We start from the raw sequence: 16,695 nt of genomic DNA, 5'->3' as shown, positions 1-16,695 counted from the left end.
CAGCCGGCGGTGGAATCGAGCCAGGCGGCCCGTCGCAGCATCCAGTCCCGCATGACCTGGACCTGCCCCTGCCAGGTGGGCGAGGTCGGTGTGCGGAAGAAGCTGACCGTCGGTGACGTCAGGTTGGGCCAGCGTTGGAAGTTGCGCTGGGCCGCGTTGGTCAGCGGGGCCGCGAGAGCGTCTATCCGGGTCTGGAGCGCGGCGTCGGAGAGCAAGCCCTGTCGCAGCGTCTGCCAACGCGATCGGGCCTGGTTGACGAACGCGGGGTCGCGTAGCAACTGGGCGAACCAGTCGTTGGCCGACGGCTGCCGGGTCTGCTGGTGCTGCCAGCCCGACACCTGGTCGTTGGCGAAGAAGCCGCCGACGCCGAAGCTGAGGTCGAAGTCCCACAGCGACAGCGGCCCGGCGAAGATCTTGCTGTCCCGGTCCTTGTAGAAGTGCGAGCTGCGGACGTACGCGTCCATCTCCCGGCTCAACTCGTTGACGATCATGAGGTCGATGAACGAGTCGACGTCGATGTACTTCCGGTAACCGGTGGTCGGGTCGGCGAAGTTCGACGAGTGCAGCACGTCGTGGAACTCCTGGATGTGACCGCGCAGCCAGTCCCGTTGCTGCGGTTGCAGCGGCGACGGGTCGGCCACCTCGAGGTAGTTCCAGCAGGTGGCGGCCGGCCCGGTGCACGGCAACGTCGGCTCTTCGGCGGCCATCCACTCGAACTTCCAGATGTACCCGCCCTGGATCTTCGGCAGGGTGATGTCGTCGGAGTCCAACTGCTTGAGGTCGAGCCGGTCCTTGGAGTTCTTGATCGTCTCCATGAACATGTAGACGCCCAGGTAGTCGCTGGCACCCACCGGGCCGGCGTCGGTGTTGAGATAGAACTCGACGAACCTGTAGCGCGGCGCCGGCAACCCCATCTCGCGTCCGAGGTCGTAGACGAGCGCCTCGCGGATCAACGCCTTGTCGGGGAACGGGCCGCGCAACACCCAGTCGGAGTCGGCGGGCATGCCCAGCACCGGGTGGTCGGCGTCGTCGTCCTCGTTGTCCCAGAACTCGACGCGGAACGGCGTCTTCTCGAACGTCGCCGACGAGTTGCCGCGCAGTCGGAAGCCAGCTCTGGTGCTGAGCGTCGGGGCGGCAGCCAGCGACGTGGTGCCGCCGCCCGTCGGTTCGAAGATCATGGTGGTGGAGTCGAAGTACTCACGGTCCGGCCGGCCCGCACCGTACGAGTCGATAAGGACCACCGGCAGGTCGTGGGCGGTGGTGACGTTCTGCGCGGCGTACATGGCGGTGCCGGGCGCACCCGTTGGCGCCTGGCCGACGAACGCCTGTGCCCGCAGTTGGGTGGTGCGGGTGAAGCGCAGCGCCGAGCCCGAATAGAGCGCCGACTGGGCGGTGGGTGGCTGACCGTTGGTGGTGTAGCGGATCTGGGCACCGCTGATCGTGCTGCCCAGCGTCACCGCCACCTCCCCCTGGAAGGTGCCGCTGGGCACGGAGAAGGTGATGTCGCCGGTCAGGTCGTCTGCCGCCGCCGCATCGGCGGTCTGGGCGCCGGCGAGGAGCTCGGAGACGGGCTGGGCGGCGGGGACGGATTCGGCGCCGGCCTGTGGCGACGACACCACGAGGAGGCCTGCGACGAACACGGTGGCGGCGGCGATCCCGGCGGCCCGAAAGGCCGCCACTGGAAGACCGGTGTTGCGGGTGGTCATGCGCACGATGCCTCCTGTTCTGATCGGTGGGGAACGGTCAACTCGGGCAGCGCCGAGGACGGGACGGTGCGGAAGTGGCGGCGTAGCGTCCGTCGCCACGGCACGTCTGGGAGGTCCAGGCGGAGGGCCGCGAGACCGGTGGCGTACTTCGAGATCCGGACCGGTCTGGTCCCGCGCTGCCACAGCGCCCGGTCGGCAAGCGACGGGGCCGAGCTGGTCTTGGTCTCGACCACAGCGATGCCGGGCAGCCGGAGCGCGCGGTCACCGTCCTGCCAGGTGAGCCCGGTGTCGATGGTGACCCGGCTCGCGGTGGCCGGCAGCAGCAGGGTGGCGCGACGGTAGGTGGTGACCAGCACCGGATCGAAGAGACGGGCCGCGAGGTCGGTCAGGATCGCCTCCTGATCGAGGACGTCGTTCACGAACCCGCGACCGGACCGGACGGTGCTGCGGTCCTCGGCGCGATACGGCAGTCGGTGCTTGGTGACCCGTCCGCGCGCTCCGCTGATCTTCACCTCCAGCCAGCACTGAGCCGAGTCGAGGTAGGTCCGGGTCCGTACCTTGAAGCGCCTGCGCCGTCGGTACGCGGCGCAGTGGTAGCTGGCCAGACAGGGAGTGTCGAAGTACACCGACTCGTAGCGGAAGGTGCGCTCACCCTCGATGTCCAACACCCGGGCGTACGGGGTGAGGTGGTCCAGCAGGTGCGGCAGCTCGTCCACGGTGATCACGTACTTGCGGTCCACCCTGCACTGCAGCGCCGCTCGGTCGATCACCTCGGCGAGTGTGACCGGCGCCAACCTCGCCAGCGGTGGTGTGGTCATTGGAGCGCTCCGACCCGTACCCGCTTGCTGGTGCCGGCCGCCGGGCTGCGCCGGGCGACCGAGTATCGGACGTCCACCACTGTGGTCTCGTTGACCAGGTCGAGTCGCTGGACGATGGCATTGTGCACCCGGGCATTGAGCAGCTGCTCCAGCTGGGCGACGAGAGCGACGTGATCGGTGACGGCGGAGTCGAGCACCATGATCTGGTGCCGGTAGTGCCGGAGCAGCCGCCGGTGGTCCCCGACGAACATGACCGCGACGATGAGGGCCATCAGACCTCCGCTGAGCCAGACCGAGGTGGTGCTGAGCGCGCCGAGAATGCCCAGTGCGAGAGCGGAGAAGTAGTACGCGACCTCGTGCTGGTCGAGTTCCGTCGAACGAAGTCGAATGATGGAGAGCACCCCGAACAGCGCCAGCCCCAGCCCGAGCCCGGCACCGACGTCGCTGGCGCTCAGTGCGCTCGCCACCGCGAGGACGCCGACGTTGACGCCCAGGTAGGCGACGACCAGGTCGCGCCGACGGTGCCGCGGGAAGTAGAGCCCGAAGACGAGCAGCGCCACCGCGCAGATGTCGATCGCGAACAGGACGAGCTGCGACATCGCTGGGGTTCCTCCTGATCTGCCGCAGGAACGGACCGGCGTCCGCCATTGCTGCGTGGCGACCTGCGGAAGGCGGCCGGACCTCCGGGTTACTTTTCGGTAAACTTTCGGTATTTCGTTGGTGACTGTAAGCAGAACATCCATGTAAGTCAATGCGTGGTTCGTGTGGCCACCGGGGCGCTGGGTCGCCTGGCTAGGGTGCAGTGCGGCTGACGTGGGCAGAGTGGGGGCACCGTCTCGGGTTCCGGGGTCGCCGAAACTTTCGGAGTTTTTCGGGATCGTGGGTGGACCCGTGGGCGGCAATTGCCTCACCGGGTCGCCTGTGCCGAACCTGGCGCTGTCGGCAGCCGTGCCGGCGACCCGGCTCGGTGCAACGGGCATGAATGGAACCGGCGGCGGGTCGGAGCGGGCCGGTTGACTTGGCCGCCTCGATTGATCGGGCCGGGGAGTGGGCTGATCGTCGCCCGGCCCGGCCCAGCCGGCGGCCGTTGGCTCTCTTCCGTGGCCGCCGGTGTGGGCGGGGTGCGGTACCGCAGTGCCTATGGAGCTGATGCCGCACACGAATCAGGTGAGGGAACCCGTGGCGGTGGTGTCGCGACCAAACCGCGCGAGGGGACCGTGCGGAGGCGGTGTCGTGGGGGACCGCGCGGAGGCAGTCCTCGGCCCAGACGGCGAGGCTACCCGTCGAGCTGTCGTGGGTGATCGTGCGGAGGCGGCGTCGTGGGTGATCGTGCGGAGGCGGCGTCGTGGGTGATCGCGCGGCGGTGATGTCGTAAACGATTCAGCTCCGAAGGCGCGTCGTGCCACCTGCGCCACCTGGCCGGCGGGCCTGGACCACCCTGAACGGTCGTGGCCGGTCAGCGGGCCGCGCGCGTGCGGCCGCGTCCCGAGTCGGCGTAGTTGGTGGCACCGACATTCGGCGAGGGGCAGCTCGTCGGCGCTGATTCGTCGGACGACGCACCCGGGGGTGCCCGAGCGCCCTGGCCGATCTGCCCGGTCCGGGCGCATTTAGGCATAGACGCCCCCCAATTGACGGTTGCATTGGTCAGACGTGTGACCTACGCTCCCACTAAGAATTTCGGGGCGGTTAACAAAGAGTGCGGTCGGGGCGACGAAAGTCCCCGCCGGCCTTGGTGGCGTCCCTGTTCCGTACTCGTCGCTCGATACCCACATTGGGCACCCACACGTCGACGACCAGTGAGAGGAACAGACGTGAAGTCAGCCATATCCACCGCGCGAACGTCATTGTTGGCGGTGGCGGCGCTTGTCGCCGCCACGCTGCCGGCCGTGCTGGCACACCAACTGCCGGCCTCGGCCGCAGTCCAGGCGACCTACTATGTGGCCCCGGACGGCAACGACGCCAACCCAGGCACGTTGCAGTCCCCGTTCAAGACGATTCAACGGGCCCGGGACGTCGTCCGCCCGATAAGCGCGAACATGACCGGCGACATCAACGTCTATCTCCGTGGCGGCACCTATCCGGTGAGCAGCACGATCGAATTCGGGGCGAGCGACTCCGGCACCAACGGATTCCGGGTCAGCTACGGGGCCTACTCCAACGAGAAGCCGATCCTTGACGGTGGCGTCCAGGTGACCGGGTGGACCCAGCACAGCGGCAACATCTGGAAGGCCCCCCTCGACCGCGCCAACAAGCTGCGGGCGCTCTACGTCAACGACAAGCGCGCGGTCATGGCGACCAAGACGGTCAGCTCGGGCGGGTGCTTCGGGACGTACAACATCACGGCCGGCCAGGCCGCGTGGGCCTGGGAGTCGGGGTCGCAGTGCGACGGCGCCAGGTACAACCAGAACGACTTCCCCGCCATCGCGCGCAACCAGGACGACATCGAGATCGAGACGGGCACGACCTGGACCACGGCCATCGTCGGCGTCCGGCAGGTGACCACCGACGGCGCGAACCGGGTCGCCCTCTTCCAGCAACCAGGTGCGGCCATCGCCCAGGGCGCGTTCAACGGCAACGCCCAGGTCGGCGGCACCCACAAGCTCATGAACGCGTACGAGTTCCTGGACGCGCCCGGCGAGTTCTACTTCGACAAGGGCGCCAAGACGGTCTACTACTACAAGACCAGCGCCGAGAACATGTCGACAGCGACGGTCTACGCGCCGAACAACGTCACCACGGTGCTCCGGGTCGCCGGCACCTCGACGACCAGCCATGCCCGCAACATCACGTTCTCCGGGCTGACGGTGCGGCACTCGGACTGGAATCTGTTCAACGTCGCCGCATCGTCCTTCAAGCAGGCGCAGCAGGGCAACCTCGGAGCGCAGGTGTACGCGAAGGGCAACTTCCACGTCTACTACTACCGCAACGTGGATGTCACCCCCGCCATCGTCCAGATCCAGAACGCCGACGGCCTCCTGCTGCAACGCAACCGGATCGAGCACACCGGCGCCGACGGGATCAGCATGGTCAACGACGTGCAGGGCACCCAGTTGATCGGGAACGCCACCAACGACATCGCCGGGTCGGCCATCAATGTCGGCCATCCCCAGCACGTCTACATCGGAGACGGCACGTCGACCAACCGGGAGAAGTACTCCGCGTCGGTCGAGGGGCTGCCGAAGAACATCGACATCAAGAACAACTACCTGTACGACAGCGCGGTGCTGTTCAACGGGCACAGCCCGATCTCGGCGTACTTCGCCGACACCCTCACCATCCAGCGCAACCGGATCGAGAAAGCCCCGTGGTCCGGCATCACGCTCGGCTGGGGCTGGTGGAACTTCGACGGATCGTCGGGCTCGATCGTGCCGAACCGACCGACCACGACGGCGCGCAACAACACCATCAGCTACAACCACATCATCGACACGGTGCAGCGACTCAGCGACACAGCGCCCATTTACACGCTCGGTAGTCAACCCGGGACGACCATCACCAACAACTACCTCCAGGGTGTTCCGTCCGGCCACAAGTACGGCCTGCACCCGGATGAGGGATCGGCGTTCATCACCTTCCGGGACAATGTCCTGAGCATCGACAAGAACGTCACCTGGATGATCAACTCAGACGACTTCGGGCGGAAGCACGACCTGAGCATCACGCAGATCTACGGGCCGATCAACAAGGTCTCGAACAAGAACCTGCCGAACAGCACGATCGGCGACATCATCGTCTCCTCGGATTATGTCTGGCCGGCCACGGCGTACGGAATCGCCGCGAATTCCGGTCTGGAGGACGCGTACCGGGACATCATTCCGGCGAGCAATTTCTCCGCGCCGAACTACGTGCTGCCGGCCAGCACCTTCGTCACCAGTGCCACCGCGTCGATCCCGATTCGCAGCACCGGCGACGCCACCAGGTCGGTCTGGCTGGCTCCGTACGGCACCACCACCTTCACCGCCGGCGCGACGATGACCAGGGCGTCCGGCACCGCGACGTCCATCGCCGTGCCGAGCACCCAGGGCGAGTACCGGCTCTACGTCGTCGACGCCCAGGGCAACCGGTCGGCCGAGTCGACGTCGATCGTCCGGCAGCAGCAGGGCGGTGGCAGCGGTACGGGCAACGGGCAGCTCGTGGGTGGCCAGTCCGGCCGCTGTGTCGAGGTGCCCAACTCCTCGACCACCAACGGCACCCAGACCCAACTCTGGGACTGCTCCACCGCCAGCAACCAGCGGTGGACCCAGACCGCCAGCAAGCAGTTGACCGTGTACGGCAACAAGTGCCTGGACGCCTCCGGGGCCGGCACGGCCAACGGCACCGCGGTCATCATCTGGGACTGCCACGGTGGCGCGAACCAGCAGTGGAACGTCAACGCCAACGGCACCATCACGAACGCCCAGTCCGGGCTCTGCCTCGACGCCAATGGCGCTGCCACCGCCAACGGCACCAAGATCATCCTCTGGTCCTGCAACGGCGGCACGAACCAGCAGTGGACGCTGCGTAGCTGACCGACCAGACCCCGGGGGCCAGGCCGACACGGGCCTGGCCCCCGGCTGCTCGTGACAGCCCGAGTTGTCACAGGTCCGGCGCCCGGCTCGGCGCCGCCGACGTCGCTAGCTCGCGGGCTCCGGCGTGGTCTCGGCCGGCTCGGCGGCCTCGGCGTCCTTGGCGGGCTCCTGCTCGTCGGCCACCGTGACGCGCGCCGGCTCGGTCCAGGAGAACTCGATCTCGACGGACACCTCCGTCTCGCTCTCCCGTTCGATCTCCAGCTCGCAGCGCACCGTGTCCGCGACGGTCACCGCGCCGGCCGCGCCGTAGAAGAGCCGCCCGTCAGACTCCAGCTGGTTCGCCAGCTGGCGCAGCCAGGCGGCCAGGTCGGAGCGGGACGCCATACGGGAATCCTCGTAAATATCCATGCCGGCAATGCTCGCACTCCACAAAGGACAGCCAGCGAAGGGCTTCGGCTCCACCCGGTGGTGCCGGCATGGTATGGATCTTGTCGGTGGCGATCGTCCGGATAATGCCGGCTCCGGAGGTGCTACCGGGCCGCGTGCGGGTAATGCTGGGCGATGACATCAACCTGGAAGCCCCACGAGAAGCACGGCACCCTGTCGGACAAGGACAAGCGCGAGCTGCCGGAGAGCGTCTTCGCGTTCCCCGGGAAACGCAAGGAGCCGATGACCGACGCGGGTCACGTCCGCAACGCCATCGCCCGGTTCGACCAGGTGCAGGGCGTCACCGACGCCGACCGCGACCTGGCCTTTCAGAACATCCTCGCCGCGGCCAAGCACTACGGCGTCGAGGTCGCCGAGACGAACTGGCGTCAGCTGGGCAAACTACCGCACACCCCGAATCCCGCCCACTAACCGGTCATTTCGTCTTCAATGCGGCGAGGACGTCGAGGTAGTGCGGGTTCTGCATGACACCCAGCACGTTGCCGAACGGGTCGACCACCGCCGCGGTGATGAACCCGCCGTCCCCGTGCGCGGTGATCGGTTGGTACTCGGTGGCGCCCATCGCCAACAGCCGCTCGACGGTCGCATCGAGGTCGTCGACGTGCCAGTGCATCACCACGCCGCCGGGCCCGCTCGCCGCGCCGGCCGGCCCGAACCTGCGGTCGATGATGCCCAGCTCGGCCTGGTAGTCCCCGATGCGGAACTCGGTGTAGGCCGGGCGTCCGTCGGGGCCCGGGCGCATGAAGTACGCCTCGACGCCGAGGAGATCCGCGTACCACCGTGTGGCCGCTGCCACGTCGTCCGCCCAGATGTTGAGTGTGGCAAATCCGCGCAGGCTCATGGGTTGTCCTCTCGTCGATGGCGGTGGTGCCGGGACGGGGTGATGTCGACGGTACGCGTCCTCCCGGGCCGGAACCGACACCGACGGGCGGCATCTTTCGTCAGCTCACGGGTAGTCCCCGCCATTGCCCGTACGAGCGGCGGGGGACAGCGTGGAGAGCTACCCGGCAGTCGAGAACCACGGTCTGATCGGTGATCTGCAGACCGCCGCACTGATCAGCACGGACGGCACTGTCGACTGGTTCTGCGCGCCCCGCTTCGACTCGCCGAGCGTCTTCGGCGCGCTGCTGGACCGCCGCAACGGAGGCCACTTCCAGCTCTCGCCCGACGGTGTCGACTACACGAGCAAACAGCTCTACCTGCCCGGCACGCCAATCCTGATCACCCGCTTCCACACCGCCGACGGTGTCGGTGAGCTGCTGGACTTCATGCCCGTGACGGGAGCGCAGGCCACCGATGAGCACCGGTTGATCCGGCTGGTCCGGATGGTGCGGGGGACCATGCGGTTCCGCGTCCAGTGCCGCCCACGGTTCAACTACGGGCGCGACCCGTTCGAGCTGGAGGTGCACCCCGAGGGTGACCTCTTCCGGAGCCCGACGCTGACCTTCACCCTCGCCGCGTTCAAGGACGTGGAGCGGGCGTTCCACGTGGGGGACTTCCACCGCGACGCCGACGGCGTGTCCGCGCGGTTCACGCTGCACGCGGGCGACATCGGCGGGGTTGCCCTGGAGACGGTCGGTGCCCCGCGCGCGCCCCGCGCACTCAGCACCGAGCAGGCGTGCGACCTGCTCGCCGAGACCCGTGACCACTGGCGACGGTGGGTGGGCGGTTCCCGCTACAAGGGCCGCTGGCGGGAGGTGGTCGAGCGGTCGGCGATGACCCTCAAGCTGATGACGTACGCGCCGACCGGTGCTCTGGTCGCCGCGCCCACCGCGGGGCTTCCCGAGCAGATCGGCGGGCAGCGGAACTGGGACTACCGCTACACCTGGATCCGGGACGCGTCCTTCTCCGTGCACGCGTTGCTGCGCCTGGGCTTCACCGACGAGGCCCAGAAGTATCTGCTCTGGCTCAATGCGCGCATCCGTGAGGCACGCGACGGCGCCATGCCCCTGCAGATCATGTACCGCATCGACGGCTCACCGGACCTCCCCGAGGAGGTGCTGGGCCACCTGGAGGGATACCGCGGCTCGGCGCCGGTGCGGATCGGCAACGGCGCGGCGGACCAACTCCAACTCGACATCTACGGCGAGGCGCTCGTCTCGTTGGAGCTGGCCGACCGCAACGGCCTGATCGCGCCGTACGACGGGTGGCGCAAGACGGCCGGGTTGATGGACTGGCTCTGTGAGCACTGGAACCAACCCGAGGACGGCATCTGGGAGACCCGGTCCGGTCGGCAGGACTTCACGTACGGCCGGGTGTTGTCCTGGGTCGCGCTGGACCGGGCCATCCGCATCGCGCGACGCCGGGGCCGCCCCGGCGACATCGCCCGCTGGTCCGCCGAGCGTGACGCCATCTACGAGCAGGTCATGACCCGTGGTTTCCACAGTGGGCGACGCGCGTTCGTGCAGCACTACGGTTCGGACATCCTGGACGCCTCGTTGCTGGCGATGCCGGGGCTGAACTTCATCTCGCCCACCGATCCGATGTGGGAGTCGACGCTGCGCGCCATGGACACCGGCCTGGTCTCCGACAGCCTGGTCTACCGCTACGACCCGAGCGCGTCGCCGGACGGTCTCGCCGGCACCGAGGGCACGTTCAACATGTGCACCTTCTGGTACGTGCAGGCGCTCGCGCTGGCCGGCCGAGTCGACGACGCCCGGTTGACGTTCGAGAAGATGCTCACCTACAGCAACCCGCTGGGCCTCTACTCCGAGGAGATCGCGCCGACCGGCGAGCAGATCGGCAACTTCCCGCAGGCGTTCAGCCATCTGTCGCTGATCAGCACGGCGACCCACCTCGACGAACTGCTCGACCAGCAGGGCTGAGCGGTCCCGGTCAGAACAGGGTCAGCGGCTCGACCGGGATCGGCTCGGGCAACGCGGCGAGTCCCGGTACGCGCGCCCGTACCTCGTCGTGGAACCGGCGGGCGAGCGCCGGTGCGTCGGAGTTGTCCGGGGTGTGGATGAACACCGTCGGGGAGCGCCCCTCGTGCAGCCAGGTGACTGTCACGTCGATCCAGCGCTGCCATCCCTCGACGGTGCGCGTCGGGTCGTCGCGACCGAGGTAGCGCACGATCGGCCGGTCGGTGAGCGCGAGCGATCGCAGCGGCACGCGCGGTTTCTTGGTCCAGGCGTCCCGTTCCGCGTCGCTGGTTGGTGGGCTGGCGAAGAAGGCGGTGGTGTCGAAGGGGATCCATTCGGCGTTGGCGGCGGCGAGGGTCGCCCCGAGCAGTCGGGCCGGGTGGGCGTCGGTGAAGAACGCGGGATGGCGGACCTCCACCGCGTACCGGTGGGACTGCGGAAGCTGCTGCAGGAAACGGCCCAGGGTCGGGACGTCGCCGGGCGCGAACGAGCCGGGTAGCTGGATCCAGAGGGCGTGGGCGCGCGGGCCGAGCGGTTCGATCGCGTCCAGGAAGGCGCGCAGCGGTTCGCCGACGTCGGTGAGCCGCCGTTCGTGTGTGATGACCTTGGGGAGCTTCAGGACGAAGCGGAAGCAGGAGCTCGTCTGGGCGGCCCACGAGGCGACGGTGTCCCGGGTCGGGGTCGCGTAGAACGTGGTGTTGCCCTCCACCGCGTCGCACCAGCTGGCGTAGTGCCGCAGGCGCTCCGTGGGCGGCAGCCGGTGGCCCGGCCACGACCGGTGACTCCACATCGCGCACCCCACGTGCAGACGCATGACCCGCCCTTCCCGCCGGTGACCGCGTTCGACCGGAGCCCACGGTATATGGGCCGGCGACGGGGCCCCGGTGTGGCGGGTAGGGTCCGACGCCATGCGCGTGCTGTTCGCCAGTCTTGCGTCAGTCGGTCACACGTATCCGTTGATCCCGCTGGCGATCGCCGCCCGGGACGCCGGGCACGAGGTCCACTTCGCCGCCGGTACGGAGGTGCACGCGCCACTGGCCGCGCACGGCCTGCGGCCGTTCCGCCCCGGCGACGCCTTCTACGAGGTGTACGCCGAGGACCTCGCACCGGAGTTGGCGCGCCTGCGGCCGGACCTGGTGGTGCACGAGTGGGGGTTGCCGGGAGCGGCGGTGGCGGCCCACCGGGCTGGCATCCCGGGTCTGTGGCACGGGTTCGGCCGGATGTTTCCCGAGGGCATCGGTCTGGAGCTGCCCACCAGGAACGTCGAGGTCGTCGGTCGACCGCACCTGGACATCTGGCCGCCGTCGCTGCAGGACAGGGACTTCCTCGCCACCGAACGCCGGATCGAGCTGCGACCGGTCGCCTTCTCGACGCCGGCTCCGCTGCCCGAGCGGGTGAGCCGTCGGACCCCCCGCCCGTTGATCTATCTGACCCTCGGTACCGCGTTCGGCACGCCGGAGCTGCTGCGCACCGCCATCGCCGGTCTGGCGGCGCTGGACGCGCAGGTGGTGGTCGCGGCCGGCCGGGTGCCGGTGGAACAGCTGGGCGAGATTCCCGACCAGGTCAGCGTCCACCGGTGGGTGTCGCAGGCGGAGCTGCTGCCGCTGGTCGACGTGGTGGTGCATCACGGGGGCAGTGGCACCACCCTCGGCGCGCTCGCGGCGGGCGTACCCCAGTTGTTGTTGCCGCAGGGCGCGGACCAGTTCGCCAACGCGGAGGTGCTCGCCGCCGCCGGGCTGGGTCTTCGGCTCCTCCCCGGGGAGGTGGACGCTGCTGCGGTCGCCGAGCAGGTCCACCGGCTGCTGCCCCGGCACGGCACCGTCGGGCAGCGCGACGCGGCCCGCGCGGTCGCCGAGGAGATCGCCGCCATGCCGTCCCCGGCGTCCGTCGCCCGACGCCTACCGGAGTACGCCCGGACGGGTGCGTGATCGGAGACGGAAACGTCAACCCAGCGTTGACGAAGGGGGGTCGTCAACCTATAGTTGACGCATGACGGAACCCAGCGAGATGAGTAACGCGCTGAAGCTCGACGACCTCATTCAGTCGATCAAGAAGCTGCACACCGACGCGCTCGACCAGCTCACCGACGCGGTGCTCGTCGCCGACCACCTCGGTGAGGTCGCCGACCATCTGATCGGGCACTTCGTCGACCAGGCCCGGCGCTCGGGCGCCTCCTGGACCGACATCGGCCGCAGCATGGGGGTCACCAAGCAGGCCGCCCAGAAGCGCTTCGTGCCGAAGGCGACCGACGCGGCCGCGCTCGACCCCAACGCCGGCTTCGGCCGGTTCACCCCGCGCGCCCGCAACGTCGTGATGGCCTCCCAGGAGGAGGCCCGCGCCAGCGGCAACGTCGAGATCGGCCCCGAGCACCTGGTGCTGGGCCTGCTCGCCGAGCCGGACGCGCTGGCCGCCAGGGTGATGGCCGGTCGCGGGGTCACTCCCGAGGCGGTGCGCGAGGCGGTCGCAGCCGTCCTCCCGCCGCGGTCCGAGCAGGTCCCGGACCTCATCCCGTACGACGCACGCGGCAAGAAGGCGTTGGAGCTGACCTTCCGGGAGGCGCTGCGTCTCGGGCACAACTACATCGGCACCGAGCACCTCCTGCTCGCCCTGCTCGAACAGGAGGACGGCGCTGGTGTGCTCACCGACCTCGGCCTGGAGAAGGCAGCGGTCGAGACCGACCTGGTCGCCGCCCTCGCCGCGGCGGTCAACGCCACCAGGGCGGTCAACGACGCCGAACCAGGTGACGACGCCCGATAGCCCGACGCCGCCATCGGTCAGCGGGCCGGGAAGGCCCGCTGACGCGGGTCGGTCAGGAGACGTCGGGGAAGCCGTACCGCAGGGCGTGCTCCGGATCGGTCGGGTCGATCTGGCGTACGCCCGCGTCGGCGAGGCGCTTGTTGACCTCGTCGAGCTGCTCGCGCACCAGCCGCGCCTCCTCCTCGGTGACCCGACCCCGGTGCGGCTTTCCGGCGTGCTCCAGCGTGCCGTAGTCGATCTTCTCGGCGCTCTTGCGGGCCTTGGGAGGGCGGACCCGCTCGGCCGTCTTCAGCAACTGCGCCATCGGCACGTCGGTGGCCATCGCGTCGAACTCGCTGGCCGTCAGCACCACCCGGCGAGGCTCGCCGCCACCGTGCCGGTCGTGGATCTCGACCACCGCCACGTCCAGCGCGGCGTCGTCGATGTTCTCCACCTCGCCCGGGGTGGCGTCCAACTGCACGGGCCCGGCGACCAGGTCCGGGTGCTCCAGCACGACGACGCGGACCACCTCGTCGTCCTGCTGCAGAACCGTGCCGGTGAAGTCGGAGACGTGGATCGTCTTCTTGCCCATGCGCGGAGCTTCTCCTGTCGTAGGCCGGGATGAGGGACCACAAGAAATTACCCGACAGGTGTGCGAAAGCCGCCGCTGGACCTCCTCCGGTGTGTCGCCCCCCGTACTCCCCGGCGGTCGCCGTGACGGCCGGCGTCAGTGGGTGTTCAGGCGGTGCCGACTGGAGCTGCCGGCGGGCAGCTTGTTCAGCCCGGCCCACGACAGGTCACCGCTGCCGATCGTCCGGGGGTTCCGGTAGCGCGGCTGGGGCGGATTGCCGCCGACGGCCTCCGCCGCCCGCCAGAGTCGCTCGGGGTCCTGCTCGTACTGGTCGTTCGGCTGAATCGGCATGCGTTCACCGTCCCAAAGAAAGGTGTCCAGGTATGGAAATACATATGACGGTCGATTTGTGCTCCTGGTTCCCGTACCCCTTGCCCACTCGGCTCTGACGTATCCTGCGCCCGGCCCCGCCGTCCGGGCGTACGGTGATCCACGACGGGTCGGGTGACCGGGGAGGTGCGCATGCTCGACCGGCGACTTCACCTGCACCTGGCCAGCTGGCTCGGCCAATGGCCGGCCGGGCCGGGGTTGCACGTGGTCGCCTCGCAGCGACGGGCCAAACCGGCCTGGGACGGCCGACTGCGCCCCGCGCTCGCCGTGGACACCGGGCGCAGCGCCGTGCTCTCCGTGGCGCCGGACCGCGTGGCGGCGATCCGCGCGCTGGTCAGCCGTACGCCGAACCGCCTGCTCGCCGCGCTGCCGGAGGCCGTCGGCCGGCCCGAGTTCTGCGTACACGACGGCCCCTTCCGGTGGAGCGTGGCCCCCGCGCCGCTGCCCGATGTGGGGGAGTGGACCGAGCCGACAGCTGCCGGGCTGCCGCCCTGGCTGCGGCTCTTCGATCGGCCGGTGCTCGTGGTCCGTGCCCCGGACGGCGCCTACCTGGCCGGTGCCGGGATCAAACGACACGACGCGTACGGGCACGAGTTGGCAGTTGGCACCGTGCCGGCCGCCCAGGGGCGCGGCCTCGCCCGTCGACTGGTGGCCCAGGCGGCACGGCGGGTGCTCGACGAGGGTGCGGTGCCCACCTACCTGCACGAGCGGGACAATCACGCCTCGGCCCGGGTCGCCGAAGCGGCCGGGTTCCCAAACCGGGGCTGGCGCGCGTACGGGGTCTATCCGCGCTGACCCGCGCCCCCCAGCCCAAGCGGCCCGCGATCTTGCGTTTTCTGTTGCGACATAGCGGGCATTGGCCCGCATCTCGACGACCGAAACTGCAAGATCGGCGCGGATGGGTCCGTGGCTGAGCCGGCATTGGGCGCGGACCGTGGATCCCGGGCCGGATCCACGGTCCGCAACCTCCCCCCAGGCCCCGGTTCCGGTGTAACGGCCCCGCCCGGGGGCGAGCCGCTACGTGTCGATCACGCTACGTATCGAGAAGGCTTGGGGCAAGGTTGAAGCTGTCGGTTCGGAGTGTCGAGAAGTGGACTTGACCTGCTTCTTCGCCCGATCGAGCGGGTCGGCGGGTCAGTGACGGAGCGTGCGAATGAGGTCGAGCACCGATCGGGGAACGGATGGCTCAGCCGGCCAGGCCGAGCGCCTCGGCGGCAGCGCGACCGTTGGCGTGGCTCGCTCCGTAGGTGGTGACGAAGGCGCGGACGCCCGCTGGCCGCCACTGCGCCGGCCAGCCCATCTCCACCACTGTCACCGGGTGCTGCGCGGCCAGGTCGGCGATCAGCTCCGGGCCGCCGGGCAGCCGGTGCAGGTGTCGCCCGACCAGCACGATGGGACGGTCGCCGGCCAACCCGCGCAGCGTGGCCGGGTCGGTCTCGGTGGCGATCACCCGGATTTCCGGCACCCCGTCCAGGTGCGGACCGAGGCCCCACGGCACCCGGCCCTCGGCGATCGTCGACTCGGTGTGCAGTTGCACCACCAGTGCCTGGTCCAGGCCGGTGAGCAGGCCGTCCACCCGGATCGCCCGGCGCGCCGCCGCGTACCCCAGGTCGGCGTCCTCGGTGCCCGGCGACCCGCTGGCGGCCCGGGTCCAGGCGGCGAGATCGGCGGCGCGACCGGCGGCCTCCTCGACCCGGGCCATCGCGAGCCGGCCGTCGGCGAGCGCGTCGACGATCTCGGCGGCCACCCGTTCGACCAGCTCGGCGTCGACCCGCGCGCCGATGCAGAGCAGGTCGGCGCCCGCGCTCAGGGCCCGGACCGCGGCCGGCCCGACGCCGCCGGCGGCCACCGCGGCCCCCTTCATCTCCAGCGCGTCGGTGATGACGGTGCCGGTGAAGCCGTACTCGGTGCGCAGCAGGTCGACCAGGACGGCGCGGCTGAAGGTGGCCGGGTCGGCGCCGGTGAGTGCCGGCACCCGGATGTGCGCGGTCATCACGGCGCGAGCGCCGGCGGCGACGACGGCCGCGAACGGCGGTAGGTCCCGCTGGCGGAGCAGGCTCAGCGCCGCGTCCACGGTGGGCAGCTCGTGGTGGGAGTCCTTGACGGTGGCGCCGTGCCCGGGGAAGTGTTTGGCGCAGGCGGCCACGCCGGCGGCCTGCAACCCGGTCACGGCGGCGGCCGAGTGGGCGGCCACCCGCACCGGATCCGCGCCGAAGGACCGGGTGCCGATCACCGGGTTGTCGTCGGCGGTGTTGACGTCGACTGTGGGGGCGAGGTTGACGGTGATGCCGAGCGCGGCCAGTTCGGCGCCGATCGCCTGGTAGACCCGCCGGGTGAGTGCCACGTCGCCGATCGCACCGAGGGCGGCGTTGCCGGGGTACGGGCTGCCGGTGGCGTGCGCCAGCCGGGTCACGTCGCCGCCTTCCTCGTCGATGGCGATCAGCGCGTCCGGCCGACCGGCGCGCAGCGCGGCGGTGCTCGCCGCCACCTGGGCGGGGTCGTGCACGTTGGTGCCGAACAGGGTGTGCCCGGCCAGGCCGTCGGCCAGCAGGTCGACCGCCCAGTCCGGCGGGACCGGTCCCGGGTACGCGGCGAGGAGCGTGCCCAGCGCCAGCCGGCGCAGTCCTGGATCCAACCCCACGTGATCTTCCCCCTTCG

14 protein-coding genes and 1 pseudogene are annotated in these 16,695 nt (G+C 69.8%); 6 read left to right on the top strand and 9 right to left on the bottom strand.

Going from position 1 to position 16,695, the window contains the following annotated elements:
* Positions 1-77 precede the first annotated feature (77 nt).
* The 3 genes and pseudogenes from IF22_RS36430 to IF22_RS0111670 form a co-directional block, all read right to left on the bottom strand.
* Positions 78-1,706: pseudogene (locus IF22_RS36430) on the bottom strand (CotH kinase family protein); the annotation flags it as partial.
* Positions 1,703-2,524, bottom strand: a complete 822-nt coding sequence (locus tag IF22_RS0111675; protein WP_030331152.1) for a polyphosphate polymerase domain-containing protein — start codon at positions 2,522-2,524, stop codon at positions 1,703-1,705. The gene IF22_RS0111675 and the pseudogene IF22_RS36430, both read right to left, overlap by 4 nt.
* A complete protein-coding gene (locus IF22_RS0111670; protein ID WP_030331150.1) occupies positions 2,521-3,123 on the bottom strand; it encodes a DUF4956 domain-containing protein in 603 nt (200 codons plus the stop codon). The genes IF22_RS0111675 and IF22_RS0111670 overlap by 4 nt, the downstream gene beginning before the upstream one ends.
* Positions 3,124-4,335: 1,212 nt before the next feature.
* On the opposite strand from IF22_RS0111670, the gene IF22_RS0111665 reads away from it, so the two are divergent.
* Positions 4,336-7,032, top strand: coding sequence for an RICIN domain-containing protein (locus IF22_RS0111665; protein ID WP_030331148.1), 2,697 nt, complete (start codon positions 4,336-4,338; stop codon positions 7,030-7,032).
* A 105-nt stretch (positions 7,033-7,137) separates the two neighbouring features.
* Here IF22_RS0111665 and IF22_RS0111660 read toward each other — a convergent pair whose 3' ends face one another.
* Positions 7,138-7,440: an amphi-Trp domain-containing protein gene (locus tag IF22_RS0111660; RefSeq protein ID WP_156057482.1), complete on the bottom strand. Its 303-nt coding sequence runs from the start codon at positions 7,438-7,440 to the stop codon at positions 7,138-7,140.
* A 153-nt stretch (positions 7,441-7,593) separates the two neighbouring features.
* Between IF22_RS0111660 and IF22_RS0111655 the strand changes: the two genes are divergently transcribed.
* Positions 7,594-7,890 (top strand): DUF6582 domain-containing protein, encoded by a 297-nt coding sequence (locus IF22_RS0111655; protein ID WP_030331144.1) that lies wholly within the window; start codon positions 7,594-7,596, stop codon positions 7,888-7,890.
* Between the two features lie 4 nt (positions 7,891-7,894).
* On the opposite strand, the gene IF22_RS0111650 is transcribed toward IF22_RS0111655, so the two are convergent.
* Positions 7,895-8,320, bottom strand: a complete 426-nt coding sequence (locus IF22_RS0111650) for a VOC family protein (protein WP_030331142.1) — start codon at positions 8,318-8,320, stop codon at positions 7,895-7,897.
* 151 nt (positions 8,321-8,471) lie between these two features.
* Here IF22_RS0111650 and IF22_RS0111645 point away from each other — a divergent pair, with 151 nt between their 5' ends.
* Positions 8,472-10,304, top strand: coding sequence for a glycoside hydrolase family 15 protein (locus IF22_RS0111645; RefSeq protein WP_030331140.1), 1,833 nt, complete (start codon positions 8,472-8,474; stop codon positions 10,302-10,304).
* A 10-nt stretch (positions 10,305-10,314) separates the two neighbouring features.
* Here IF22_RS0111645 and IF22_RS0111640 read toward each other — a convergent pair whose 3' ends face one another.
* Complete coding sequence (locus tag IF22_RS0111640; protein ID WP_209444547.1) at positions 10,315-11,130, bottom strand: DUF72 domain-containing protein; 816 nt, start codon at positions 11,128-11,130, stop codon at positions 10,315-10,317.
* Between the two features lie 118 nt (positions 11,131-11,248).
* Between IF22_RS0111640 and IF22_RS0111635 the strand changes: the two genes are divergently transcribed.
* Both IF22_RS0111635 and IF22_RS0111630 read left to right on the top strand, forming a co-directional pair.
* The gene (locus IF22_RS0111635; protein WP_030331136.1) at positions 11,249-12,268 is read left to right on the top strand and encodes a glycosyltransferase; all 1,020 of its coding nucleotides are present in this window, start codon (positions 11,249-11,251) and stop codon (positions 12,266-12,268) included.
* Positions 12,269-12,329: 61 nt separating this feature from the next.
* Entirely contained in the window at positions 12,330-13,097 is a 768-nt protein-coding gene (locus tag IF22_RS0111630; protein WP_030331134.1) for a Clp protease N-terminal domain-containing protein, read from the top strand.
* Between the two features lie 52 nt (positions 13,098-13,149).
* On the opposite strand, the gene IF22_RS0111625 is transcribed toward IF22_RS0111630, so the two are convergent.
* Positions 13,150-13,668 carry a hypothetical protein gene (locus IF22_RS0111625; RefSeq protein ID WP_030331132.1) on the bottom strand — a complete coding sequence of 173 codons (519 nt, stop codon included), beginning with the start codon at positions 13,666-13,668 and terminating at the stop codon, positions 13,150-13,152.
* A 135-nt stretch (positions 13,669-13,803) separates the two neighbouring features.
* Positions 13,804-13,998 carry a hypothetical protein gene (locus tag IF22_RS0111620; RefSeq protein WP_030331130.1) on the bottom strand — a complete coding sequence of 65 codons (195 nt, stop codon included), beginning with the start codon at positions 13,996-13,998 and terminating at the stop codon, positions 13,804-13,806.
* Between the two features lie 171 nt (positions 13,999-14,169).
* Here IF22_RS0111620 and IF22_RS0111615 point away from each other — a divergent pair, with 171 nt between their 5' ends.
* Complete coding sequence (locus IF22_RS0111615) at positions 14,170-14,832, top strand: GNAT family N-acetyltransferase (protein ID WP_030331128.1); 663 nt, start codon at positions 14,170-14,172, stop codon at positions 14,830-14,832.
* 391 nt (positions 14,833-15,223) lie between these two features.
* Here IF22_RS0111615 and IF22_RS0111610 read toward each other — a convergent pair whose 3' ends face one another.
* Positions 15,224-16,678: a glycoside hydrolase family 3 protein gene (locus tag IF22_RS0111610; RefSeq protein WP_030331125.1), complete on the bottom strand. Its 1,455-nt coding sequence runs from the start codon at positions 16,676-16,678 to the stop codon at positions 15,224-15,226.
* Positions 16,679-16,695 lie beyond the last annotated feature (17 nt).

Origin of the sequence: Micromonospora parva (genome assembly GCF_000718515.1) — a bacterium.
Lineage (GTDB): Bacteria > Actinomycetota > Actinomycetes > Mycobacteriales > Micromonosporaceae > Micromonospora > Micromonospora parva.
Note: the sequence above shows the minus strand (reverse complement) of the source record. Positions and strands in the feature narration are given on the sequence as shown.